Annotated in this window: 23 protein-coding genes; 11 read left to right on the top strand and 12 right to left on the bottom strand. The window is 60.0% G+C overall.

Annotation, left to right across the window (positions count from 1 at the left end; all coding sequences use genetic code 11):
• The first annotated feature begins 89 nt into the window (after positions 1-89).
• Positions 90-1,067, top strand: a complete 978-nt coding sequence (locus HNQ83_RS01630; protein WP_175387358.1) for an NADPH:quinone oxidoreductase family protein — start codon at positions 90-92, stop codon at positions 1,065-1,067.
• 52 nt (positions 1,068-1,119) lie between these two features.
• Here the strand turns inward: HNQ83_RS01630 and HNQ83_RS01625 are convergent, their stop codons facing one another.
• On the bottom strand, positions 1,120-1,737 hold the full coding sequence (locus HNQ83_RS01625) for an energy transducer TonB (RefSeq protein ID WP_175387357.1): 618 nt from the start codon (positions 1,735-1,737) through the stop codon (positions 1,120-1,122).
• Positions 1,738-2,067: 330 nt separating this feature from the next.
• Here HNQ83_RS01625 and glpT point away from each other — a divergent pair, with 330 nt between their 5' ends.
• Positions 2,068-3,417 (top strand): glycerol-3-phosphate transporter, encoded by a 1,350-nt coding sequence (gene glpT, locus HNQ83_RS01620; RefSeq protein ID WP_175387356.1) that lies wholly within the window; start codon positions 2,068-2,070, stop codon positions 3,415-3,417.
• Here the strand turns inward: glpT and HNQ83_RS01615 are convergent.
• The 6 genes from HNQ83_RS01615 to HNQ83_RS01590 all read right to left on the bottom strand — a co-directional run bounded on the left by HNQ83_RS01615 (position 3,393) and on the right by HNQ83_RS01590 (position 9,612).
• A complete protein-coding gene (locus HNQ83_RS01615) occupies positions 3,393-4,061 on the bottom strand; it encodes a gamma-glutamylcyclotransferase (RefSeq protein ID WP_175387355.1) in 669 nt (222 codons plus the stop codon). The two genes, glpT and HNQ83_RS01615, sit on opposite strands and share 25 nt — an antisense overlap.
• A gap of 307 nt (positions 4,062-4,368) precedes the next feature.
• On the bottom strand, positions 4,369-5,337 hold the full coding sequence (locus HNQ83_RS01610; protein ID WP_175387354.1) for a CDP-6-deoxy-delta-3,4-glucoseen reductase: 969 nt from the start codon (positions 5,335-5,337) through the stop codon (positions 4,369-4,371).
• Positions 5,337-6,803, bottom strand: a complete 1,467-nt coding sequence (gene ubiD / locus HNQ83_RS01605; RefSeq protein WP_175387353.1) for a 4-hydroxy-3-polyprenylbenzoate decarboxylase — start codon at positions 6,801-6,803, stop codon at positions 5,337-5,339. The genes HNQ83_RS01610 and ubiD overlap by 1 nt, the downstream gene beginning before the upstream one ends.
• Positions 6,804-6,945: 142 nt before the next feature.
• Positions 6,946-8,205: a transcription termination factor Rho gene (gene rho / locus HNQ83_RS01600; RefSeq protein ID WP_003206716.1), complete on the bottom strand. Its 1,260-nt coding sequence runs from the start codon at positions 8,203-8,205 to the stop codon at positions 6,946-6,948.
• Positions 8,206-8,453: 248 nt separating this feature from the next.
• Complete coding sequence (trxA, locus tag HNQ83_RS01595) at positions 8,454-8,783, bottom strand: thioredoxin TrxA (protein WP_003206727.1); 330 nt, start codon at positions 8,781-8,783, stop codon at positions 8,454-8,456.
• Between the two features lie 121 nt (positions 8,784-8,904).
• On the bottom strand, positions 8,905-9,612 hold the full coding sequence (locus HNQ83_RS01590) for a FadR/GntR family transcriptional regulator (protein WP_175387352.1): 708 nt from the start codon (positions 9,610-9,612) through the stop codon (positions 8,905-8,907).
• A gap of 256 nt (positions 9,613-9,868) precedes the next feature.
• Between HNQ83_RS01590 and HNQ83_RS01585 the strand changes: the two genes are divergently transcribed.
• The 5 genes from HNQ83_RS01585 to ppx all read left to right on the top strand — a co-directional run bounded on the left by HNQ83_RS01585 (position 9,869) and on the right by ppx (position 14,469).
• Positions 9,869-10,654: a transporter substrate-binding domain-containing protein gene (locus HNQ83_RS01585; protein ID WP_175387351.1), complete on the top strand. Its 786-nt coding sequence runs from the start codon at positions 9,869-9,871 to the stop codon at positions 10,652-10,654.
• 22 nt (positions 10,655-10,676) lie between these two features.
• Positions 10,677-11,345, top strand: coding sequence for an amino acid ABC transporter permease (locus tag HNQ83_RS01580; protein ID WP_175387350.1), 669 nt, complete (start codon positions 10,677-10,679; stop codon positions 11,343-11,345).
• Entirely contained in the window at positions 11,342-11,992 is a 651-nt protein-coding gene (locus HNQ83_RS01575; RefSeq protein ID WP_175387349.1) for an amino acid ABC transporter permease, read from the top strand. Before HNQ83_RS01580 ends, HNQ83_RS01575 begins: the two co-directional genes overlap by 4 nt.
• Positions 11,979-12,716 carry an amino acid ABC transporter ATP-binding protein gene (locus tag HNQ83_RS01570; protein WP_175387348.1) on the top strand — a complete coding sequence of 246 codons (738 nt, stop codon included), beginning with the start codon at positions 11,979-11,981 and terminating at the stop codon, positions 12,714-12,716. The genes HNQ83_RS01575 and HNQ83_RS01570 overlap by 14 nt, the downstream gene beginning before the upstream one ends.
• 244 nt (positions 12,717-12,960) lie before the next feature.
• Positions 12,961-14,469, top strand: a complete 1,509-nt coding sequence (gene ppx, locus HNQ83_RS01565; RefSeq protein WP_175387347.1) for an exopolyphosphatase — start codon at positions 12,961-12,963, stop codon at positions 14,467-14,469.
• Between the two features lie 149 nt (positions 14,470-14,618).
• On the opposite strand, the gene ppk1 is transcribed toward ppx, so the two are convergent.
• A complete protein-coding gene (gene ppk1, locus HNQ83_RS01560) occupies positions 14,619-16,841 on the bottom strand; it encodes a polyphosphate kinase 1 (RefSeq protein ID WP_175387346.1) in 2,223 nt (740 codons plus the stop codon).
• A gap of 18 nt (positions 16,842-16,859) precedes the next feature.
• The gene (gene hemB / locus HNQ83_RS01555) at positions 16,860-17,873 is read right to left on the bottom strand and encodes a porphobilinogen synthase (RefSeq protein WP_150701867.1); all 1,014 of its coding nucleotides are present in this window, start codon (positions 17,871-17,873) and stop codon (positions 16,860-16,862) included.
• Positions 17,874-18,080: 207 nt separating this feature from the next.
• On the opposite strand from hemB, the gene HNQ83_RS01550 reads away from it, so the two are divergent.
• Positions 18,081-18,713 (top strand): DedA family protein, encoded by a 633-nt coding sequence (locus tag HNQ83_RS01550; RefSeq protein ID WP_175387345.1) that lies wholly within the window; start codon positions 18,081-18,083, stop codon positions 18,711-18,713.
• On the opposite strand, the gene HNQ83_RS01545 is transcribed toward HNQ83_RS01550, so the two are convergent.
• Positions 18,694-19,929, bottom strand: coding sequence for a sterol desaturase family protein (locus tag HNQ83_RS01545; RefSeq protein ID WP_175387344.1), 1,236 nt, complete (start codon positions 19,927-19,929; stop codon positions 18,694-18,696). The genes HNQ83_RS01550 and HNQ83_RS01545 overlap by 20 nt on opposite strands.
• 115 nt (positions 19,930-20,044) lie before the next feature.
• On the opposite strand from HNQ83_RS01545, the gene elbB reads away from it, so the two are divergent.
• Entirely contained in the window at positions 20,045-20,713 is a 669-nt protein-coding gene (gene elbB, locus HNQ83_RS01540; RefSeq protein WP_175387343.1) for an isoprenoid biosynthesis glyoxalase ElbB, read from the top strand.
• 115 nt (positions 20,714-20,828) lie between these two features.
• Here the strand turns inward: elbB and HNQ83_RS01535 are convergent, their stop codons facing one another.
• Together HNQ83_RS01535 and HNQ83_RS01530 are read right to left on the bottom strand one after the other, a co-directional pair.
• A complete protein-coding gene (locus HNQ83_RS01535) occupies positions 20,829-21,284 on the bottom strand; it encodes a YaiI/YqxD family protein (protein WP_175387342.1) in 456 nt (151 codons plus the stop codon).
• Between the two features lie 109 nt (positions 21,285-21,393).
• Complete coding sequence (locus tag HNQ83_RS01530; protein WP_175387341.1) at positions 21,394-23,292, bottom strand: cytochrome c/FTR1 family iron permease; 1,899 nt, start codon at positions 23,290-23,292, stop codon at positions 21,394-21,396.
• Between the two features lie 167 nt (positions 23,293-23,459).
• Between HNQ83_RS01530 and HNQ83_RS01525 the strand changes: the two genes are divergently transcribed.
• Positions 23,460-24,848 (top strand): COG3014 family protein, encoded by a 1,389-nt coding sequence (locus HNQ83_RS01525; protein ID WP_175387340.1) that lies wholly within the window; start codon positions 23,460-23,462, stop codon positions 24,846-24,848.
• A gap of 12 nt (positions 24,849-24,860) precedes the next feature.
• Positions 24,861-25,229, top strand: a complete 369-nt coding sequence (locus HNQ83_RS01520) for a YcfL family protein (RefSeq protein WP_175387339.1) — start codon at positions 24,861-24,863, stop codon at positions 25,227-25,229.
• Positions 25,230-25,236 lie beyond the last annotated feature (7 nt).

Below are 25,236 nucleotides of genomic sequence, written 5' to 3'. Positions count from 1 at the left end.
TGGCTGACTATCAGGGTCGGGCATGCTCATTGACCCGTCGACTCTCACACCTACACTTATCGGCCATCACTCCCAAAGGAATAGCCCTGATGAAAGCCGTGCTGTGCAAAGCCTTCGGCCCCGCCGAATCGCTGGTGCTGGAAGACGTCACCAGTCCTGTCGCCAAGAAGAACGAAATCCTGCTGGACGTGCACGCCGCCGGGGTGAACTTTCCGGACACGCTGATCATCGAGGGCAAATACCAATTCAAACCACCCTTCCCGTTTTCCCCCGGCGGCGAAGCGGCTGGCGTGGTGAGTGCGGTGGGCGAAAAGGTCAGCCACCTGAAAGTCGGTGACCGGGTCATGGCGTTGACCGGCTGGGGCAGCTTCGCCGAACAGGTCGCGGTGCCGGGCTACAACGTGCTGCCAATCCCGCCCTCCATGGACTTCAACACCGCCGCTGCCTTCAGCATGACCTATGGCACCTCGATGCATGCGCTCAAGCAGCGCGGCAACCTGCAACCCGGTGAAACCCTGCTGGTACTGGGCGCCTCCGGTGGCGTCGGCCTCGCCGCCGTGGAAATCGGCAAGGCCATGGGCGCCCGGGTGATCGCCGCTGCCAGCAGCGCGGAAAAACTGGCCGTGGCCAAGGCCGCGGGTGCCGACGAATTGATCAACTACAGCGAAACAAGCCTCAAGGACGAAATCAAACGCCTGACCGATGGCCAGGGCGCCGACGTGATCTACGACCCGGTCGGCGGCGACCTGTTCGACCAGGCCATCCGTTCCATTGCCTGGAACGGTCGCCTGCTGGTGGTCGGTTTCGCCAGCGGCCGCATTCCCGAACTGCCGGTGAACCTCGCCCTGCTTAAAGGTGCCGCGGTGCTCGGCGTGTTCTGGGGCTCATTTGCCCAACGCCAGCCGCAGGACAACGCAGCGAACTTCCAGCAGTTGTTCGGCTGGTTTGCCGAAGGCAAGTTGAAGCCATTGGTGTCGCAGGTGTATCCGTTGAACAATGCCGCGCAGGCGATCAATGATCTGGGACAGCGCAAGGCGGTTGGCAAGGTGGTTGTGCAGGTTCGCTGAGCACATCGCAAGGTCTGGACTTCGATCAACGTTGTCCGGACCTGACCCCAAGCTAAAGCAACTTGCGAATGTCCTCCGGCAAAAACCTCACAAACCTGGAAACCGGACTGTTCAGGCACTCCCTGACAATGATCGGTACTTTCCTGTTCATCTTGGCTATCAGCGCCAGGCGCTGCTCGTTCGACAATGTTGTCTTGGAAAAGGCATTCGATAGATAAGCACGGGTGTAATAGAACGCGGTGGTATCAGCCCAGGCGTGTTCCGGGGTGTTCACAATGACTTCGTTGAGATCGCGGCATTTCAACTTCTTGAGCCATTCATTCAGGTGAAGCGGCAGCGCTGAATCGAAACCGAAGATCATCGGCGCAATCACTTCCTGCTCCGCAGGCTTGTCACCCTCCACCGTCCACGGCTTGAACCGCCACTGCGCGACCGCAACCCTGACCGCCTCGGCCAGATCAGGGTGGTCGCTTTTCACAATGCCCACTTTGCTCACCGATCCATCGGCATGGACCATAAACCTGACCCGGACATCCCCGATAATCCCGGCCCGCTGCAGCGTCGGCGGGTAAGTCGGCTTGGGGTTATGTTCCGGTATCAGGAACACCTCGCTCGCTCTGCCGTCAATAGACATCGCCACCAACAACACCACACATACCAACCACCGCATACCCCCTCCCTTTCACTCCTGAGTTGCCAGACTTGGCAGCAGGACAAAAGGTTAAAGACCGGCGAGCGTGAGCTGAAGATCATGGTTTCCGGTAGCCATGCAGGATATTTCCCAAAAATCTGCCCTACGCCTGATGAATCAGGCGTCTCCTTGCGTCAGTTGGTAACTCTTCCTACACCGCCCTTCATTTATGCCTGAGCGACATGTTCATAAAGGAATGCTCGACTTCCAACATTTCCGCTATTTGGTCGATGAGAACTGATGCTATTTTCGGTAACGAAACTGTAATATTCGCATCCGCAGCCAAAACAAGAAAACTGGAGCTCTTGAATGTTTGCTTTCTTTCGTCCTGCCGCTCATCAGGCTCCATTGCCTGAAGAAAAAATAGACAGCACCTACCGCCGCCTGCGCTGGCAGATCTTCGCCGGTATCTTTATCGGTTACGCGGGTTACTACCTGCTGCGCAAAAACTTTTCCCTGGCCATGCCTTACCTGATCGAAGAGGGTTACACCCGCGGTGAGCTGGGCGTGGCGTTGTCGGCGATTGCCATTGCCTACGGCCTGTCCAAGTTCCTGATGGGGATCGTGTCCGACCGTTCCAACCCACGCTTCTTCCTGCCATTCGGCTTGCTGGTCTCGGCGGCGGTGATGTTCATTTTCGGTTTTGCGCATTGGGCGACGTCCAGCGTGACCATCATGTTCGTCCTGCTGTTCATCAATGGCTGGGCACAGGGCATGGGCTGGCCACCGAGCGGACGGACCATGGTCCACTGGTGGTCGCAGAAGGAACGCGGTGGCGTGGTGTCCCTGTGGAACGTGGCGCACAACGTGGGTGGCGGCTTGATCGGCCCGCTGTTCCTGATCGGCATGGGCCTGTTCAACGACTGGCATGCCGCGTTCTACGTGCCGGCGGCGGTGGCCATGGCGGTCGCGGTGTTTGCCTTCATCGTGATGCGCGACACGCCGCAATCGGTCGGCCTGCCGCCGATCGAGAAGTACAAGAACGATTACCCGGAAGGCTACGACGCCAGCCACGAAAAGGAATTCAGCGCCAAGGAAATCTTCGTCAAGTACGTACTGCGCAACAAGATGCTCTGGTACATCGCCTTGGCCAACGTCTTCGTCTACCTGCTGCGCTATGGCGTGCTGGACTGGGCGCCGACCTACCTCAAGGAAGCCAAGGGCTTCACCGTGGACAAGACCTCCTGGGCGTACTTCTTCTACGAATGGGCAGGCATTCCAGGCACGCTGCTGTGCGGCTGGATGTCGGACAAGATCTTCCGTGGCAACCGTGGCCTGACCGGCATGGTGTTCATGGCGCTGGTGACCGTGGCGACGCTGGTGTACTGGCTCAACCCCGCCGGCAATCCGACCGTCGACATGATCGCCCTGGTGTCCATCGGCTTCCTGATCTACGGCCCGGTCATGCTGATCGGCCTGCAGGCACTGGAATTGGCACCGAAGAAAGCCGCCGGTACGGCCGCAGGCTTCACCGGTCTATTCGGATACTTGGGTGGTTCGGTCGCGGCCAGTGCAGCGATGGGCTACACCGTGGACCATTTCGGCTGGGATGGCGGTTTCGTCTTGCTGATCGGTGCCTGTCTGCTGGCAATGGCCTTCCTGGCGCCAACGCTGTGGCACAAGCAAGTCGCCAGTCAGAGCCGCGAAGCACTCGCTTGATCAACTTTTGATTTGCAGCGCTTGAGCCGCGCCTCCAGATTCCGGTCTGGCATGGCGTGGCTTCTCAGGGCGTGGGCGGTCTGCTCGACATAATCGCGAGTGGTGCCGTAACGCCCGCAAGCGTTTTCGAACACGTGGCTCAACACGTGATCCGGCAGGTTTCCAGCATAGCTGGGCAGGTGCCGCTCCAGAACAAACCCCAATGCCTGAACCTGATTGCCGTCTTCGAGCCGGCAGTTGAGCCAGTGCGGGCGATAGGACGGGAATGGCATCTCACGCTTCCACAGCGCATACAGCGAGGCATCCAGTTGCTCTTCCGGCAAGCGATAGGCGAAGCCGCTGCATGAACCACCGCGATCCAGGCCGAATACCAGGCCCGGCATTTCCGGTGTGCCACGATGTTCGTGGGACCACAGGTATAAACCCCGATGGTAGCCATGCACCCGCCCGCGCACCCGCTCGACGGCCGTGCATTCGGGGCGCCAGATCAGCGATCCGTAAGCGAACAACCACACCGGCCCGCCCTTGTGGCGCGCCATGGTCGATTGCATCGAGCTGAGCAGTTGTTCATGGGTGAGCTGCGGCCCCAGGTCGAGCTGCGGCGGATAAGCCAGGTTCAAAATCGAAGATTCAATGGCGCTCATGGCGAATAGCGTTCAGCTCCCCGCGAGTAAACAGTTACTAAATAGAACGCACCGCTGAAACAATAAGGCACATACGTTTTCAAGTAATTGAAGTGCCTTGGCACAACTCTTAATTAATTACTTGAACGAGATATAACCTACCGACATTTATAAAATTTTATAAATACCGATGGGCTATATAGAGGGTTATAAACCTGTAGGAGCGAGCTTGCTCGCGATGGTCGTTAACGATTACGCGGGACATCTGGCTGTCCGCGGTGTTTTTGAGTCCATCGCGAGCAGAGCTCGCTCCTACAGGGGGATTGCGTCAGGATCTAGGCGCGTACGCAAACACGTCGGCACGCATCTGGTGGGCATCCATCCCCGCTTCGACCAGCGCATCCAGCGTGCCGTAGACCATCGCCGGCGAGCCACTGGCGTATACATGCAGCGTCTTGAGATCGGGGAAATCTTCGCACACCGCTTCATGCAACATGCCGCAACGCCCCTGCCAGCCGCAGTGATCGCTGACGACTTTATGCAGGAACAGATTGGGCAGTTTCAGCCACTCATCCCAATGTTCGACTTCATAAAAGTCTTCAGGACGACGCACGCCCCAGTACAGATGCACCGGATGCTTGAAGCCTTCAGCGCGACAATGCTCGATCAGGCCATGAATCTGGCCCATGCCGGTACCGGCGGCGATCAGTACCAACGGACCGTCCGGCAACTCGGCCAGGTGCGCATCGCCGAATGGCATGTCGATGCGGACCATCGTGTCGCGCTGCAGTTGCTTGATCAAATTTTGTGCACTGGCCTCGCGGGCCAGCACGTGGATTTCCAGGTCACGCCCACCCGAAGGCGCCGACGCCAGGGAAAAGGACGATTTTTCGCCGTTGTCCCGATGGATCATCAGGTACTGACCGGCGTGATAGCGCGGCGGCTTTCCAGCTGGCGCCCGCAGCCGAACCCGCCAGGTATCACCGCCGACTTCGGTGCAACTGGTGACCTGACACGACAGACTGCGCACCGGCAATTCTCCCAGCGCGAGCACGCCATCCCACAGCACGATGCAGTCTTCCAGCGGCTCTGCTATGCAAGTGTAGAACTCGCCATGGTCACGCACACCGCCGGCCTGTTCGACCCGACCTTCCACCAGCAACGCGGCGCAGACATGGCAATTGCCGTTGCGACAGCTTTGCGGGCATTCATAGCCCAGGCGGCGTGCGCCATCGAGAATCCGCTCGCCGGGCAAAATATCCAGTACGGCGCCGGAGGGCTGCAAGGTTACACGCATCAATCTATTCCTAACTGATTCCAGATGGCATCGATCCGCTGGGTCACGGCGTCGTCCTTGACGATCACCCGACCCCACTCGCGCGTGGTTTCGCCCGGCCACTTATGCGTGGCATCGAGCCCCATCTTCGAACCCAGGCCGGAAACCGGCGAAGCGAAGTCGAGGTAGTCGATCGGCGTGTTTTCGATCATCACTGTGTCGCGCTTGGGGTCCATGCGCGTGGTGATGGCCCAGATCACGTCGTTCCAGTCCCGCGCGTTGATATCGTCGTCGGTGACGATAACGAACTTGGTGTACATGAACTGTCGCAAAAACGACCAGACACCGAGCATTACCCGCTTGGCATGCCCCGGATACGACTTCTTCATGGTCACGACGGCCATGCGGTAAGAGCAGCCTTCGGGCGGCAGGTAGAAGTCGGTGATTTCCGGGAACTGCTTCTGCAGGATGGGCACGAACACTTCGTTCAGCGCCACGCCGAGAATCGCGGGCTCATCCGGTGGACGACCGGTGTAGGTGCTGTGGTAAATCGGCTTGATGCGGTGGGTGATGCGCTCGACCGTGAACACCGGGAAGCTGTCGACTTCGTTGTAGTAACCGGTGTGGTCGCCATACGGACCTTCATCGGCCATCTCGCCCGGGTGGATCACGCCTTCAAGGATGATTTCGGCGGTGGCCGGGACTTGAAGGTCGTTGCCGCGGCATTTCACCAATTCGGTACGGTTACCGCGCAGCAGGCCGGCGAAGGCGTACTCGGAGAGGCTATCGGGTACCGGGGTCACGGCGCCGAGAATGGTCGCGGGATCGGCACCCAGCGCCACGGAGACCGGGAACGGCTGGCCAGGATGCTTCTCGCACCATTCACGATAATCCAGCGCGCCGCCACGATGGCTCAACCAGCGCATGATGACTTTGTTGCGGCCAATCACTTGCTGACGGTAGATGCCGAGGTTCTGGCGGTCTTTGTTCGGACCTTTGGTGACGGTCAGGCCCCAGGTGATCAGGGGGGCGACATCGCCTGGCCAGCAGGTCTGCACCGGCAGCTTCGAGAGATCGACGTCTTCGCCTTCGATGACCACTTCCTGGCAGATCGCATCTTTGACGACCTTGGGCGCCATCGAGATGATCTTGCGGAAGATCGGCAGCTTGGACCAGGCGTCTTTCAGGCCCTTCGGCGGTTCTGGCTCCTTGAGGAACGCCAGCAACTTGCCGATCTCGCGCAGCTCGCTGACCGCTTCGGCGCCCATGCCCAACGCGACGCGCTCGGGAGTCCCGAACAGGTTGCCGAGCACGGGAATGTCAAAACCGGTGGGCTTTTCGAAAAGCAGGGCCGGGCCCTTGGCGCGCAAGGTGCGATCGCACACCTCGGTCATTTCGAGAACCGGGGAAACCGGAACCTGGATGCGCTTGAGTTCGCCGCGCTGTTCCAGCCCGCTGATAAAGTCGCGCAAGTCGCGATACTGCATGCGTGAGCCTCGTGTTGGCCGTGGCGTTCGGGGGCAGGCAGTTTAGCGCCGAACCCCTCGGTTCAGAACAACGAACTGCCAGTTCATCAAAATTCAGATAGCAAAAAGCCGGGTTTCCCCGGCTTTTGGCTGGACCATCGACTTACTTGCGCTTCATCGACAGGAAGAACTCATCGTTGGTCTTGGTCGTTTTCAGCTTGTCGACCAGGAACTCGATGGCAGCCACTTCGTCCATCGGGTGCAGCAGCTTGCGCAGAATCCACATGCGCTGCAACTCGTCGTCAGCCGTCAGCAACTCTTCGCGGCGAGTACCGGAACGGTTGATGTTGATGGCCGGGAAGACGCGTTTTTCAGCGATGCGGCGATCCAGAGGCAGCTCCATGTTGCCGGTGCCCTTGAATTCCTCGTAGATCACTTCGTCCATCTTCGAACCGGTTTCAACCAGTGCGGTGGCGATGATGGTCAGCGAGCCGCCTTCTTCGATGTTCCGCGCGGCGCCGAAGAAACGCTTCGGTTTCTCCAGGGCGTGGGCATCGACACCACCGGTCAATACCTTGCCGGAGCTCGGGATCACAGTGTTGTAGGCACGGGCCAGACGGGTGATGGAGTCGAGCAGGATCACCACGTCCTTCTTGTGTTCGACCAGGCGCTTGGCCTTCTCGATCACCATTTCGGCAACCTGCACGTGGCGGGTTGGCGGCTCGTCGAACGTCGAGGCAACCACTTCGCCGCGCACGGTGCGCTGCATTTCGGTTACTTCTTCCGGACGCTCGTCGATCAGCAGCACGATCAGATGAACTTCAGGATTGTTACGCGCGATGTTCGCGGCGATGTTCTGCAGCATGATCGTCTTGCCCGCTTTTGGCGGTGCAACGATCAGACCGCGCTGGCCTTTGCCGATCGGGGCGCACAGGTCGATCACACGACCGGTCAAGTCTTCGGTGGAACCGTTGCCGGCCTCCATCTTCATGCGCACGGTCGGGAACAGCGGGGTCAGGTTCTCGAAGAGAATCTTGTTTTTCGCGTTTTCCGGACGGTCGAAGTTGATCGTGTCGACCTTGAGCAGCGCGAAATAACGCTCGCCTTCCTTTGGAGGGCGGATCTTGCCAACGATGGTGTCACCGGTGCGCAAGTTGAAGCGACGGATCTGGCTCGGCGAGACGTAGATGTCATCAGGACCGGCGAGATAGGAAGCGTCAGCGGAGCGCAGGAAGCCGAAGCCGTCCTGGAGAATCTCCAGCACGCCATCACCGGAGATTTCCTCACCGCTTTTCGCGTGCTTCTTGAGCAGGGAGAAAATCACGTCCTGCTTGCGCGAACGGGCCATATTTTCTATGCCCATCTGTTCGGCCAATTCGAGCAGTTCGGTAATCGGCTTTTGCTTGAGTTCAGTCAGATTCATATAGGAATGACGTAATCATTTATGGAGGGGGGAAATTAAGCTTTTGGCTTAATGAGGCCGCGCCGCGGAGAAGGCGACAGGATCGCGTACTTATTCGAAAAGGAGAGCGTCGGCGACGGCTAGCAGGGGGCACTGGAGAAACCAGCGCGGGGCCGAATGTAACACCTGAATTTCGGAGCGTCTAGCCCTCTACAACGAAAAAGGCCCCGCAATTTGCGGGGCCTTTTTTTGACACGCTACAACGACGCTTAGATGTTGGCGTCGAGGAAAGCCGCCAGCTGCGACTTCGACAGTGCGCCGACCTTGGTCGCTTCAACGTTGCCGTTCTTGAACAGCATCAGGGTCGGGATACCACGCACGCCATGCTTGGCAGGGGTTTCCTGGTTTTCGTCGATGTTCAGTTTGGCAACGGTCAGCTTGCCTTTGTAGGTCTCGGCAATTTCGTCCAGAACAGGAGCGATCATTTTGCAAGGGCCGCACCACTCAGCCCAGTAATCGACCAGTACAGCGCCTTCAGCCTTGAGTACGTCGGCCTCGAAGCTAGCGTCGCTAACGTGTTTGATAAGATCGCTGCTCATGGAATTCTCCAGGGTTGTAAGCAAAAAAACGTGGCCCATCATAGCGGCCCTTCCCTCGTTCAGGAAGGTGCAGATGATTGAGTCTCGCTATGGTGATCCATGAGTTTGGGTATAGCTCAGGTCAGGCCGTGGCGGGAGCGACAAAGGCGATTCCAGTCCGCAGCGCCGCATTGCGCACGTGTTCCTGCATGGCTTTCTGCGCAGCGACAGAGGCCCGGCGAGCCAGCGCGCGAAGGATTTTGCGGTGTTCCTGCCAGGTTTCCATGGCCCGCTCGGCCCGGATGAACGGTAGCTTCTGGCTTTCCAGGAAGATGTCGGCGCTGGCGGTGAGGATGCTCAGCATCGCCTGATTACCGCTGGCCAGCAGAATGCGTCGGTGGAATTCGAAGTCCAGGCGCGCCGCGGCGTCGAAGTCGCCGGCCTTCAGTTCGTTGCGCATGGCGGCGACATTGTCTTCCAGCACATCGAGTTCATCGGTGCTCAAGGTCACGGCCGCCAGTCCCGCGGCAAATCCCTCCAGCGCGTAGCGCAACTGGAAGATGTCCAGCGGCGAAGCCTGCGCCGCAAACGGCCAACCCGGCGTGGTCTCGCCTCGCGGCAGATCCACCGGTGATTGCACGAACACGCCTTTGCCCGGCTGGATGCTGATGACGCCCAGCGCACTGAGTGACGACAACGCTTCGCGCAACGACGCACGACTGACGCCCAACTGCAGTGCCAGGTCCCGCTGCGACGGCAAGGCGTCACCCGGGCCGAAGCCTTGTTCCGTGATCAGTTTGCGAATGGCTTGCAGCGCCACTTCGGGTACGGCGCGAGAGATCGAATTCATGGTTTTCCAGACGAACCAGGCCAATGTGCGGTCAGTTGTAAAGCTATTCGCGGCGCCCGGCAAGTCGTGCCCCATGGGAGTTCGGTGTCCGCTGTCGATGCGCTATCGAAGTGCGAAAAGCGACCTGACTGTTCAGACCAGTAAGACCGAAAAAAGCCTGTAAAACCGTGGCCTGCCGGGCGTTTTCCCACAGGTTGGCATGGCCCGTGCTCTGTCGAACCGCAGAAATCACTCGCCGCCGATTCGGAGATTTGCCATGACCCAGCGTTACAGCGCCCTCCTCGCTGCCCTGTTCGCCAGCCTGATGCTGAGCCAGGCACCCGCCCACGCCGACGGTCTGGAGGATGTGGTCAAACGCGGCGTCCTCAAGGTTGCCGTGCCTCAAGACTTCCCACCCTTCGGTTCGGTCGGTCCGGACATGAAACCCCGTGGCCTGGACATCGACACCGCGAAACTGCTGGCCGACCAGCTCAAGGTCAAACTCGAACTGACCCCGGTCAACAGCACCAACCGCATCCCTTTCCTCACCACCGGTAAGGTCGACCTGGTGATCTCCAGCCTCGGCAAGAACCCGGAGCGGGAGAAGGTCATCGACTTCTCCCGGGCCTACGCGCCGTTCTACCTCGCCGTATTCGGTCCGCCAGACGCCGACATCAAAAGCCTGGACGACCTCAAGGGCAAAACCATCAGCGTCACCCGTGGCGCCATCGAAGACATCGAGCTGACCAAGGTTGCTCCTGAAGGCGTGACCATCAAACGCTTCGAAGACAACAACTCGACCATCGCCGCTTACCTGGCCGGCCAGGTCGACCTGATCGCCAGCGGCAACGTGGTGATGGTCGCGATCAGCGAGAAAAACCCGAAACGTGTGCCTGCCCTGAAAGTGAAGCTCAAGGATTCGCCGGTCTACGTGGGCGTGAACAAGAACGAGCCGGCGCTGCTGGATAAGGTCAACCAGATCCTCGTCAGCGCCAAGAGCGATGGCGCGCTGGAGAAGAACGCCCTGACCTGGCTGAAAGAACCGCTGCCGGCCGACCTCTGATCCGGCACGCAGGAGACACACTATGGCTTATCAGTTCGATTTCCTGCCCGTGGTGCACAACACCGATCTGTTGCTGCGCGGTGCGTTGTTCACCCTGGAGCTGACGGCCATCGGCGCAGTGCTGGGGGTGGGCCTTGGCATCGTCGGGGCACTGGTACGGGCGTGGAACATCCGGCCGTTCGCGGGGATTTTCGCGGTTTACGTCGAATTGATCCGCAACACGCCGTTTCTGGTGCAGTTGTTTTTCATCTTCTTCGGCCTGCCGTCCCTCGGCGTGCAGATCTCGGAATGGCAGGCAGCGGTGCTGGCGATGGTGATCAACCTGGGTGCCTACTCCACCGAAATCATCCGTGCCGGCATCCAGGCGATCCCCCGGGGACAACTGGAAGCCGCCGCAGCCTTGGCGATGACCCGCCTGGAAGCCTTCCGCCACGTGGTGTTGCTGCCTGCGCTGAGCAAGGTCTGGCCAGCCCTGAGCAGCCAGATCATCATCGTCATGCTCGGCTCGGCGGTGTGTTCGCAAATCGCCACCGAAGAGCTGAGTTTCGCGGCCAACTTCATTCAATCGCGCAACTTCCGCGCCTTTGAGACCTACGCCCTGACCACGCTGCTCTACCTGTGCATGGCGCTGCTGATCCGCCAGTTGCTGAACTGGATCGGCCACCGTTTCATAGCAAGGAGCAGCCGATGAGCGATTTCACCTTCTGGGACATCGTGCGCAACCTGCTCACAGGCCTGCAATGGACACTGGCGCTGTCGCTGGTGGCCTTCATTGGCGGCGGGCTGATCGGTTTGCTGATCATGGTCATGCGCATCTCGAAAAAATCCCTACCGCGCAGCGTTGCCCGTACTTACATCGAACTGTTCCAGGGCACGCCGTTGCTGATGCAGCTGTTCCTGGTGTTCTTCGGTGTCGCGCTGGCGGGGTTGGAGATTTCGCCCTGGATGGCGGCGGCGATTGCGCTGACGCTGTTCACCAGTGCTTATCTGGCGGAGATCTGGCGCGGTTGCGTCGAGTCGATCCCCAACGGCCAATGGGAGGCCTCATCGAGCCTGGCACTCAATCCGCTGGAGCAACTGCGCTACGTGATCCTGCCACAGGCCTTGCGCATCGCCGTGGCGCCGACCGTGGGTTTCTCGGTGCAGGTGGTCAAGGGCACCGCCGTCACCTCGATCATCGGTTTCACCGAGCTGACCAAGACCGGCGGCATGCTCGCCAACGCCACCTTCGAACCCTTCATGGTCTACGGCCTGGTCGCCCTCGGCTATTTCCTCCTCTGCTACCCCCTATCCCTCAGTGCGCGCTACCTGGAAAGGAGACTGCATGCCTCTGCTTAGAATTTCCGCCCTGCATAAATACTACGGCGATCACCATGTGCTTAAAGGCATCGACCTGAGCGTCGAGGAAGGCCAGGTGGTGGCGATCATCGGCCGCAGCGGCTCGGGCAAGTCGACTTTGCTGCGTACGCTCAACGGACTGGAGTCGATCAACGACGGGGTCATCGAGGTCGATGGCGAATACCTCGACGCCGCCCGCGCCGATCTGCGCAGCCTGCGGCAAAAAGTCGGGATGGTGTTCCAGCAGTTCAACCTGTTCCCGCACCTGACGGTGGGTGAGAACGTCATGCTCGCGCCGCAAGTGGTGCAAAAAGTCCCGAAAGCCCAGGCCGCCGAACGGGCGCGGCAGATGCTGGAACGGGTCGGGCTTGGGGAAAAGTTCGATGCCTTCCCGGATCGACTGTCTGGCGGGCAGCAACAGCGGGTGGCGATTGCCCGTGCGCTGGCGATGTCGCCCAAGGTGTTGCTGTGCGATGAAATCACCTCGGCGCTGGACCCGGAGTTGGTCAATGAAGTGCTGAGTGTGGTTCGCCAGCTGGCCAAGGAAGGCATGACATTGATCATGGTCACCCATGAAATGCGGTTTGCGCGGGAGGTTGGGGATAAGTTGGTGTTCATGCATCAGGGGCTGGTGCATGAAGTGGGGGATCCGAAGGCGTTGTTTGCCAATCCCCGGACGGCGGAGCTGGCGAATTTCATCGGGACGGTGGAAGCGACAGCCTGAAAGATCTTCGGTGGCTACAAGGCCGTCTTCGCGGGCAAGCCCGCTCCCACAGTGTTCGGTGTAAATCGGCAATTTTGTGATCAACAGAAAACCTGTGGGAGCGGGCTTGCCCGCGAAGAGGCCGGCGCGGGCGCCGCAAATCCGCTCTGTGGTAAAAGATCGCAGCCTTCGGCAGCTCCTACGCGTTGGCGCCAGCCTTTGATCGTGGCACGATGTCGAGGTTAACGACCGAGACCCCCTGACCATGCCGCAATCCCAAGCCAAGAATCTGTCCCTGATCGCCGCAATCGACCTGGGCTCCAACAGCTTTCACATGGTCGTGGCCAAGGCCCAGAACGGCGAAATCCGTATTCTCGAACGTCTCGGGGAAAAGGTTCAGCTGGCCGCCGGCATCAACGAAGAGCGTCAGCTCAGCGAAGAATCCATGCAGCGCGGGCTCGATTGCCTGAAGCGCTTCGCCCAACTGATCAACGGTATGCCACTGGGCGCCGTGCGGATCGTTGGCACCAACGCCCTGCGTGAAGCCCGCAACCGCGCCGAATTCATCCGCCGCGCCGAAGAGATCCTCGGCCACCCGGTGGAAGTCATCTCCGGCCGAGAAGAAGCGCGCCTGATCTACCTCGGCGTTTCCCACACCCTCGCCGACACCCCGGGCAAGCGCCTGGTGGCCGACATTGGCGGCGGCAGTACCGAGTTCATCATCGGCCAGCGCTTTGAACCGCTGCTGCGCGAAAGCCTGCAAATGGGCTGTGTGAGCTTCACCCAGCGCTATTTCAAGGACGGCAAGATCACCCCGGCCCGCTACGCCCAGGCGTATACGGCCGCCCGGCTCGAGATCATGAGCATCGAACACGCCCTGCACCGCCTGACCTGGGATGAAGCCATCGGCTCCTCGGGCACCATCCGCGCCATCGGCCTGGCGCTGAAGGCCGGCGGTCATGGCGCCGGCGAAGTGAATGCCGAAGGCCTGGCCTGGCTCAAGCGCAAGCTGATCAAACTCGGTGATGTCGAGAAAATCGACTTCGAAGGCATCAAACCTGACCGCCGGGCGATTTTCCCGGCGGGCCTGGCGATTCTCGAAGCCATCTTCGACTCCCTCGAACTGCAACGCATGGACCACTGCGAAGGCGCACTGCGCGAAGGCGTGCTCTACGACCTGCTGGGTCGTCATCATCACGAAGACGTGCGCGAGCGCACCCTCACGTCCCTGATGGAGCGCTACCACGTCGACCTGGAACAGGCCGCCCGGGTGGAACGCAAAGCCCTGCATGCCTTCGATCAGGTCGCCAAGAATTGGGACCTGGAAGATGAAGACGGCGTCTGGCGCGAACGGCTGGGTTGGGCCGCCAAGGTCCATGAAGTGGGCCTCGACATCGCTCACTATCAGTACCACAAGCACGGCGCCTACCTGATCGAACACTCTGACCTCGCCGGCTTCTCCCGTGAAGACCAGTTGATGCTCGCGCTGCTGGTGCGTGGCCATCGCCGCAACATTCCCAAGGACAAGTTCGCCGAATTCGACGAAGACGGCATCAAGCTGATTCGCCTGTGCGTGCTGCTGCGCTTCGCGATCCTGTTCCACCACATTCGCGGCACCCAGCAAATGCCCCAGGTGGAACTGAACGCCCATGAAAACAACCTGGAAGTGGTGTTCCCGGAAAACTGGCTGGACGAGAACCAGCTGACCCAGGCCGACTTCGCCAACGAAGCGGAATGGCTGACCCGTGTCGATATCGTACTGAGCGTGCGCTGAAACTGAAAAAGGCCTTCTGCGGAAGGCCTTTTTTATGCGTGCGATTCATGTGGGGGCGAGCCTGCTCGCGAAGGCGGTCCGTCAGTCAACATCCATTTTGACTGTGCTGACCCCTTCGCGAGCAGGCTCGCTCCCACAGGTTCCTGGCGTTAGCGAACGGCGAGGATCGGACTCCCCAACCGCTCCAGCAACGTCGCCTGGGCGCTGCGCGGGTTCTGGTTGCCGGTTGGTGTGTTGCGGATGTAGCGACCGTCCGACTGCAGACTCCAGCTGTGGGTGTTATCGGTGAGATACAGCTCCAGCTCTTTCTTGACCCGCATGATCAGCTTCTTGCCTTCCACCGGGAAGCAAGTCTCGACACGCTTGTCCAGGTTGCGCTCCATCCAGTCGGCACTGGAGAGGAACATCTGCTCTTCACCGCCGTTGAGGAAGTAGAAGACCCGGGTGTGCTCCAGGAAGCGACCGATGATCGAGCGCACGTGGATGTTGTGGGAAACCCCGGCGATCCCCGGCCGCAGGCAGCACATGCCACGCACCACCAGATCGATGCGCACGCCCGACTGGCTGGCCTTGTACAGCGCGCGGATGATCTTCGGATCGGTCAGCGAGTTGAACTTGGCGATGATGTGCGCCGGTTTGCCGTCGAGGGCAAACTGGGTTTCGCGGGCAATCATGTCGAGCATGCCCTTCTTCAGGGTGAACGGCGCGTGCAGCAGCTTCTTCATGCGCAGCGTCTTGCCCATGCCGATCAACTGGCTGAACAGTTTGCCGACGTCTTCGCACAAGGCGTCGTCGGACGTCAGCAGGCTGTAGTCGGTGTACAGGCGGGCGTTGCCGGCGTGGTAGTTACCCGTGCCCAGGTGCGCGTAACGCACGATCTCGCCGGCTTCGCGGCGCAGGATCAGCATCATCTTGGCGTGAGTCTTGAAGCCGACCACACCGTAGATCACCACCGCACCGGCCGCTTGCAGACGACTGGCCAGTTGCAGGTTGGATTCCTCGTCGAACCGCGCTCGCAGCTCGATGACCGCGGTGACTTCCTTGCCGTTACGCGCGGCATCCACCAGCGCATCGACGATTTCCGAGTTGGCGCCAGAGCGGTACAACGTCTGGCGCACCGCCAGGACGTGGGGATCTTTCGCGGCCTGGCGCAGCAAGTCGACCACCGGCGTAAAGGATTCGAACGGGTGCAGCAACAGGATGTCCTGCTTGCTGATCACGCTGAAAATGTTTTCGCTGTTCTGCAGCAGTTTCGGGATCTGCGGCGTGAATGGCGTGTATTGCAGTTCGCGTTGGCTGTCGAGGCCGGTGATGCTGAACAGACGCGTCAGGTTCACCGGGCCGTTGACCTGATACAACTCGGTCTCGCTCAGATTGAATTGCTTGAGCAGATAATCCGACAGGTGTTTCGGGCACGTATCGGCCACTTCCAGACGCACCGCGTCGCCATAACGACGGGAGAACAACTCACCGCGCAGGGCGCGAGCCAGGTCTTCGACGTCTTCGGAGTCCAATGCCAGGTCGGCGTTTCGCGTCAGGCGGAACTGGTAGCAGCCTTTTACCTTCATGCCCTGGAACAGGTCATCGGCGTGGGCGTGGATCATCGACGACAGGAACACATAGTTGTCGCCAGCGCCACCGACTTCTTCCGGCACCTTGATGATCCGCGGCAGCAAGCGCGGCGCCGGGATGATCGCCAGACCGGAATCGCGACCGAAGGCGTCGATGCCCTCGAGTTCGACGATGAAGTTCAGGCTCTTGTTGACCAGCAGCGGGAACGGGTGCGTCGGGTCGAGGCCGATCGGGGTGATGATCGGGGCGATTTCGTCGCGGAAATACCGGCGAACCCAGGTTTTGAGCTTGGTCGTCCAATGGCGGCGACGGATGAAGCGGACCTGATGTTTTTCCAGCTCCGGCAACAGAATGTCGTTGAGGATGGCGTACTGACGGTCAACGTGACCGTGCACCAGCTCACTGATGCGAGCCAGTGCCTGATGCGGTTGCAGGCCGTCGGCGCCCGCCTGTTCACGGGCGAAGGTGATTTGTTTCTTGAGGCCCGCGACACGAATCTCGAAAAACTCATCCAGGTTGCTGGAGAAGATCAGCAGGAACTTCAGCCGTTCCAGCAACGGATAGGACTCGTCCAGCGCCTGTTCCAGCACTCGGATGTTGAACTGCAGTTGCGATAGCTCGCGATGAATGTACAGGCTGCTGTCATCCAGGCCGGGAATGGCAATCGCCGGCGCCGCCGATACGGGCTCGGTCACCGTCGCGGGTGGCGCTGGCTCCAGCTCCGGCGGGGTTTCGGCGATTTGCTCGACCACGGGTTGAGCGTCTTGTACGGCAACTTCAGTGAGTCCTTCGGTATTCATCGAACGTTCCTGGGAGGGCTATTTTTGCTCTCGTAACAATTGAGCTGCGCGAACGGCAAAGTAGGTCAGGATGCCATCTGCGCCTGCACGTTTAAAAGCGGTCAGGGATTCAAGGATAACCCCTTCGCTCAACCAGCCATTCTGGATCGCCGCCATGTGCATGGCGTATTCGCCGCTGACTTGATAAACAAATGTCGGCACTTTGAATTCTTCTTTGACCCGGCAAAGTATGTCCAGATATGGCATGCCTGGCTTGACCATGACCATGTCCGCACCTTCTGACAAGTCCGCCGCCACTTCGTGCAGGGCTTCGTTGCTGTTGGCCGGGTCCATCTGATAGGAGGCCTTGTTGGCCTTGCCCAGGTTCAGCGCCGAACCGACCGCATCGCGGAACGGACCGTAATAGGCACTGGCGTATTTCGCCGAGTAGGCCATGATCCGCACGTTGACGTGACCGGCCACTTCGAGGGCTTCGCGAATTGCCTGGATGCGGCCGTCCATCATGTCAGACGGCGCCACGACCTGGGCGCCGGCTTCGGCATGGGACAAGGCTTGTTTGACCAGTGCGTCGACGGTGATGTCGTTCTGCACATAGCCTTCTTCGTCGAGAATGCCGTCCTGACCGTGGGTGGTGAACGGATCCAGCGCGACGTCGGTGATCACACCCAGCTCAGGGAACTGCGCGCGCAGGGCACGGGTGGCGCGCTGTGCGATACCCTCGGGGTTCCAGGCTTCGGCAGCGTCCAGCGATTTGAGCTCCGACGGCGTCACCGGGAACAGCGCCAGTGCCGGAATGCCCAACTCGACCCACTTGGCCGCTTCTTCCAGCAACAAATCGATAGTCAGGCGTTCGACGCCCGGCATCGAGGCCACCGCTTCGCGACGGTTTTCACCGTCCAGCACGAACACCGGCAAAATCAAGTCATCGACGGTCAGCACGTTTTCACGGACCAGTCGACGCGAGAAATCGTCACGACGGTTACGGCGCAGGCGGGTTGCAGGAAACAAACGGTTGGCGGGGGTAAAGCTCACGGCAGACTCCTGAGCCCGCGCAGACGGGCGAGCGTGACAGTTATAAGCGGCCATTATGACGAACACATGACAGTTGTGTGCAACCTGTGACACGTAGCCGCATTCCATTGTCCTTGTAGGAAATGTTCACGTCGAGACACATTTGGACACTTTCCTGAATGTGTACGAAGGGTTAGGCTGCGCGTTCATTTCGCCAGCACCCAGACAATGCTCCAACAATTTCTGCATGACTTCGGCTACTTTGCCCTGTTTCTCGGCACGTTCTTCGAAGGCGAAACCATCCTGGTGCTCGCAGGCTTCCTTGCGTTCCGTGGATACATGGACATCAACCTGGTGGTGGTCGTGGCGTTCTTCGGCAGTTATGCCGGCGATCAGCTGTGGTACTTCCTGGGACGCAAGCACGGGCGCAAGCTGCTGGCGCGCAAGCCTCGCTGGCAATTGATGGGTGACCGGGCGCTGGAACACATCCGCAAGCACCCGGACATCTGGGTCCTGAGCTTCCGTTTTGTCTACGGCTTGCGCACGGTAATGCCGGTGGCGATCGGCTTGTCGGGCTATCCACCGGGCCGTTATCTGCTGCTCAACGGGATTGGGGCGGCAATCTGGGCCACCGCGCTCGCGGCGGCGGCCTATCACTTCGGGGCGGTGCTCGAAGGCATGCTCGGCAGCATCAAGAAGTACGAGCTGTGGGTGCTCGGCGCCCTGCTCGTCCTGGGCCTGGGCCTGTGGCTGCGTCGACGCTTCAAGAACGCGCGCCTGGCCAAACAGGTCTACGCCGACGAGCAAGCCCTGAAAGCCAGACAGGCCAGTAGCGGCGAACCTAAGACGCCAGTCGAGTGAAGCGGTTTCTGCAACAGTAGAGACCGATTCCACTGAGCAGGCTGTAACTGAGCAGGCCGACCCAGCCCACCGCGCTGGCCGGCCATAGCCCCACCACCGGGGCCAGCCACACCAGCGGCATGTTCGATGCCAGCCGCAGCAACTCCAGTTTCAACGCCCACGGCCGATTCTCCAGGGCCACGCCCAACACGAACAACCCCACCGCCACCGCCCCCCAGCCGAGCACAAGCGCAGGGGTCGACAGCTGCGGTTCCAGGTTCATCAAATAGCTGCCCAGCGCGATATAGACGCAGAACTGCAGCGCCACATACCACAGCTGCCGTCCGTCCAGCGGTACCTCGAATTTGCGGAATTGGCTCAAGTCCGGTTTGTTCATCGGGTACCTGGCCGCCACATCCGCCGGCCGCCAGCCGGTGCGCATGAACCAGATCCGCAGCTTGTCCCAGGTACTTTCGGCACGCCGCGCATCCGCCCACAGCTGCGCGTAGAACTGCACATTCGCCCAGATCGGGTTCCAGCTCGCCAGCGGTGTGGTCACGCCGAAAATGACCGGTTCGTTGTCGTCTTCTTCCTGGAACGAGCCGAACAGACGGTCCCAAATAATGAACACCCCGCCATAGTTGCGATCCATGTAGAGAGCGTTCTGTGCATGGTGGGCCCGATGATTGGATGGCGTGACAAAGAACCACTCGAACCAGCCGAGCTTGGGAATGTGCCGGGTGTGCACCCAGAACTGGTACAGCAGGTTAAGCGCGGCGACACTGACAAACACCAGCAATGGCACGCCAGCCACGGCCATGGGCAGGTAGAAGATCCAGCTCAGCAGAAATCCGGTACTGGTCTGGCGCAGGGCGGTGGAGAGGTTGTAGTCCTCGCTCTGGTGATGCACCGAATGCGCCGCCCAGAGAATATTGCGCTCGTGACCCATGCGGTGCAGCCAGTAGTAGCAGAAGTCATAAAATACGAAGGCAAACACCCAGACCCACACGCTGTCGGCCGAGAGCTCGAACAGCGCCAGGTGCTTGAGGGCAAATGCATAGGTCACCAACCCCACGCCCTTGGTCAAAAGGCCCGTGGTGGTCGACAGCACGCCGGTGCTGATGCTGTTGATCGCGTCCGCCACCCGATAGTTGCTGACCCCGCGCCAGCGGTCGGCCAGCAGTTCGACGGCAATCAGCACAAAGAAAAACGGCACCGCATACAGAATGAAGTCCATGACGCGCCCTGATCGGAATCTTGAGGACAGATGCTATGTGTAGCCGTGAATTAACCCTATGGCAACGAGTGACAAATTAGTGGACATTTAACGCCATGAATCTGGAGAAAAGCCCATGAGCAAAAAAGTTGCAGTGATCCTTTCCGGTTGTGGCGTGTACGACGGCGCAGAGATCTATGAAAGCGTGATTACTCTGCTGCGCCTGGACCAGCGTGGCGCGCAGGTCCAGTGTTTCGCACCGAATATTGCGCAGTTGCACGTAATCAATCACCTCACCGGCGAAGAAATGCCCGAGTCGCGCAATGTGCTGGTGGAGTCGGCGCGCATTGCCCGCGGCGAGATCAAGGATATCCGTGAAGCAGACGCTGAAGAATTCGATGCGCTGATCATTCCAGGCGGTTTCGGATCGGCCAAGAACCTCTCCAACTTCGCCATCGAGGGCACCGGCTGTACCGTGCAACCGGATGTCCTGGCCTTGACCGAAGCCTTCGCCGAAGCCGGTAAACCGGTCGGCCTGATCTGTATCTCGCCAGCCCTGGCGGCGAAGATCTATGGTCCAGGCGTGACCTGCACCATCGGTAACGACGCCGACACCGCCGCCGCGCTGAACAAGATGGGCGCGACCCACAAGGATTGCGCCGTGAGCGACATCGTTGAAGACAAGGCGCGCAAACTGGTGAGCACCCCGGCGTACATGCTGGCCGGTAGCATCAGCGAGGCGGCTTCAGGCATCAACAAACTGGTCGACCGCGTGCTCGAACTGACCCACGAAAACGACGCCTGACACTGATCTAGTGTGGGAGCGAGCCTGCTCGCGAAAGCGAAGTGTCATTCAACATTGATTTTGACTGATACACCGCATTCGCGAGCAGGCTCGCTCCCACAGGGTTTTGTGTGTTTTAAGCGTTGCGTGTGAGCCTGGTCAAAATCCGATCCAGCGCATTGGCAAACGCCTGCTTCTCACGCTCGCCAAACGGTGCCGGCCCGCCACTCATCTGCCCTTGCTCGCGCAAATCGGTGAACAGGTTGCGCACCGCCAGTCGATCGCCCATGTTCTGCGCGTCGAATTCCTTGCCTCGTGGGTCCAGCGCCGCAACGCCCTTCTTCACCAGCCGGTCGGCCAGCGGCACGTCGCTGCAGATCACCAGTTCACCGGGCACCGCGTGCTCCACCAGATAGTCGTCGGCCGCGTCCGGACCACTGGGCACCACGATCAGCTTCACCAGGGCCAGGCCCGGTTTGATCTGCGGCTGACCGGCCACCAGCACCACTTCAAACTGGCGCTTGAGGGCGAACTTCACCACCAGGTCCTTGGCCGCCCGGGGGCAGGCGTCGGCATCGATCCAGACACGCATCAGGTTTTCCTCTTCTAAAAAGCATCGCGGGCAAGCCACGCTCCCACAAGGTTAACGCTAAACCTGTGGGAGCGTGGCTTGCCCGCGAATATGAGCGAAGCGAATGCTGTTAAGAAACCTGCACCCGCTGCTTCTCGGCCATACGACTGCGGCCATACAGCACGATGATTGCCAGAATCGCCACCGCCTGCGCACTCAACGAATGAGCATCGGCATGAATCCCCAGCCAGTCGAAGTCAAAGAACGGCACCGGCCGCGTGCCGAAGATCCCGGCTTCCTGCAACGCCTTCACACCATGCCCGGCGAATACCACCGACAAGGCGCAGAGCAGACCGGCGTTGATGCTGAAGAACAGCGCCAACGGCAGTTTCGCCGAGCCGCGCAGGATCACCCAGGCCAGGCCCACCAGCAGCACTAGCGCCGTTGCACCGCCGGCCAGCACCGCGTCATGCCCCGCAGCACCTGCCTGCAACCAGAGGGTTTCGTAGAACAGGATCACTTCGAACAGTTCGCGATACACCGAGAAGAACGCCAGGATCGCAAACCCGAACCGCCCGCCGCCGCCCACCAGGCTGCTCTTGATGTAATCCTGCCAGGCTGCCGCGTGACGACGGTCGTGCATCCACACGCCGAGCCACAGCACCATGACGCTGGCGAACAACGCCGTCGCGCCTTCGAGCAGTTCACGTTGCGAACCGCTGACATCGATCACATACGCCGCCAACGCCCAGGTTCCCAGGCCCGCCAACAACGCCAGGCCCCAGCCGACATTGACGCTGCGCACCGCCGATTGCTGGCCGGTGTTACGCAGGAACGCGAGGATCGCCGCCAGCACCAGAATCGCTTCCAGTCCTTCACGCAGCAGAATCAACAGCCCGGAAATGTAGCTCAGCGACCAGCTCAAACCATCACTGCCCAACAGACCGGCTGAGGTCTTCAGTTTGGCCTTGGCCGCCTCCAGACGCTGCTCGACCTGATCCAATGGCAAGCCATCCTGCAACGACTGACGGTAAGCCATCAGCGACTTTTCCGTGTCCTTGCGCACATTGGCGTCAACGTTGTCGAGCGAGCTTTCAACGAGTTCGAAGCCTTCCAGATACGCCGCTACCGACAGGTCATACGCCTGATCGTGGTCGCCGGAACGGTAGGCCGCGACGCTCTTGTCCAGGGTCGCGGCGGTGTAATCGAGCAACTGCGCCGGGCCTCGCTTGACCTGCGGCGGCTGCGCCCGCTGTGCCCGGAAGGTCGCCGCGGCTTGCGGACCATCGGCGGCCTGCACTTCGGCGGGGGTCTGGCGGGCCAGATCGGCGATGTTGTAGACCTTGTCGCTGCCGACAGTCGCTGGATCGGCACTGAAGCTGGCGATGTAAGCGGCCAGGTCCCAACGCTGGCGATCATCGAGCTGATCGGCGAAGGCTGGCATATCGGTGCCTTCTACGCCCAGGCCCAGGGTGTTGTAGATGGCGTAGAGACTCAGGTGATCCAGACGCTCGTGATCGCGCAGATTGGCCGGCGGCGGCGTCAGACCGACACCCGCCGGGCCATCGCCTGCACCGGTGTCTCCGTGACACACCGAGCAGTGTTGCGCATACAGCGGCGCCCCCCGGGTCGGGTCCGGGGTAATGATCGGCGCCTGGCTGACTTCATAGGCCACCGCCAGTTTCGCACCGAGTTGCCGCGCTTGACGGGCGACATCCGCGCCATCCTGACGCGCAGCGATCGCACTGCGCAGCGTGCCGATGCCCTGCTCCAACCCAACCTTCTCCGGCTTGGCCGGCATGCCTGCCACCAGGCCTTGCAGCGCCTGGACGAATTCCAGTTGCTCGCGGTACTCGGACTCGTTGACGACCTTGCCGGCTTGCACTGCCTGTGGGTAGTCCGCACCGATGTAATCGAGCAAATGCAGGGCTTGCGGCGCGCCTTCCACCGTGTCGGCCAGCAGGTTGAAACTGCATAGGGCAAACACCGGCGCTATCAGCCAGGCCAGGAAACGGGACGGGGCAATCATGAATGAATCTCAATTGGAAACACGAAGTAACATATTGTTCCCTCCCAATGACTTTCACTCAAGCTTTGTATGCACAGGCGCTCAATGCAGAGTGGAACAAAGTGCCATCATTCGGATCTATACTTCGCCACCTCTTGGTGGTCATTTTCAAGGAAGACACATCGTACATGGCCACCTGCTTGCGCTTCCTGCTGGTACTCGGTGCATGCGTCATGCTGAGCGGTTGCCCAACCACGCGCGATTACAACGCCGAATTGGGAGAAACCCTTGCCTACTTCAATGCAGGCCAGCTCGACGGGTCATTGGCCGTACTTGAGCGCAACAATCCCTTCGCCCCCGGCGACCTGCTCTATCACTTCGAGAAAGGCGAACTGCTGCGGCTCAAGGGCGATATGACCGGTAGCTTTGCAGCGTGGGACTATGCCGATCGGTCTATCGTGGCCTACGAGAACTCATCGAGATTTTCCACTTTCAAAAAACTGACTGAGTACAACAGCTACGTCGCCAATGACAAAGTGCGCTTCTACGACGGCTACGATTTCGAGAAGGTTGCCCTGACCACGCAAATGGCGCTGATTTTCATGTCCAACGCCGACCCTGCCGACGCGCGAGTGTTGATCAAGAAAACCCATGAGCGTGAAGCCGGCATTGCCGAAAAACGCGATTTGCAATACCTGGAGCTGGAAAACCAGGCCCAGGAGCAAGGGATTTCCCTGCAATACAAAGACCTTCAGGGCTACCCGGTTGCGACGCTCGACGCCCCGGAAGTGATTGCGTTGAAAAACAGTTACCAGAGCGCATTCAGTCATTACCTGGCCGGTTTTATCTATGAAGCCCTGAATGAGAAAGACCTCGCCGCGCCGGGCTATCGCAAGGCTGTCGAACTTCGCCCAAACACACCACTGCTTGAGCAAGCGTTGCGCAACCTCGACAAATCGCCGCTCAAGGCTGGCGAGAGTGATGTCCTGCTAATCGTGCAAACCGGCCTGGCACCTGCGCGCAGTTCGGTTCGCGTGCCCATTTCAGTGGATGTCGACGGTGAAGCCTTCATCACCAATATGTCGTTCCCGATCATCGTCCCGGACACGTCCACGCCGCCGGTGGATTACATCAGCGTGGACGGGAAGCAGCAGAAGCTGACCCTGATCAACAGCTTTGGCGACATGGCTCGACGTACGTTGCGTGACGATATGCCGGGCATCATCGAGCGCACCCTGGTTCGTGCCAAGTCCAATGCGAGAGAGCAGGCGTACCTGAAAAAGCGCAGACCCGAACTGCTGGAGGCAACGATCCTGCAGCAAATTCAGCGCGAGGACGCCGACACACGTGGTTGGCGCACATTGCCCGACAAGACCTACATCGTGCGTCTGCGGCTCAAGAAAGGCGTGCACGAGCTGACTGTGCCTAATGCGCCGGAGTACTTGCCGGTCAAATTCAGGATCGATCAAACCCATCAGGCCTTGAGCCTCCGGGCTGTGAGCAACCAGATATACGCCGCCGACAGAGCCCTGATGATCGAATCCACGCCCCTACCGCAAGCTGCGGTCCTGAACTGAACGGAGATATTCATGGGATTGAAGATCATCGCCACTGTCGCCCTGGCTCTCCTGGCCGGTTGTGCCACGCCACCACCGGAGCCGGGTAGCGCCGCCAGTAAAGTCCTGGCAACAGGGCCGATTGAAGACATGGCCATCGGCCCGATGCGAATGGCCCGGGAGAACGGCTTCCTGACGGTCAACACGCAACTGAGCAACACCGATACCCGCAATAAAACCCTGTACTACCGCTATCTGTGGCTAGGGCCCGAAGGTTTTCCAGTGACCGATGCGGAGAGCTGGAAAAGCCTGACCGTCTACGCCCAACAGACGAGCTTTCTTCCTGCCATCGCCCCCGTGCCGCAGGCCGTCGATTTTCGCCTGGAAATCAACACGCCATGACCCCCTC

Source organism: Pseudomonas sp. C2B4, assembly GCF_013359695.1.
Lineage (GTDB): Bacteria > Pseudomonadota > Gammaproteobacteria > Pseudomonadales > Pseudomonadaceae > Aquipseudomonas.
Note: the sequence above shows the minus strand (reverse complement) of the source record. Positions and strands in the feature narration are given on the sequence as shown.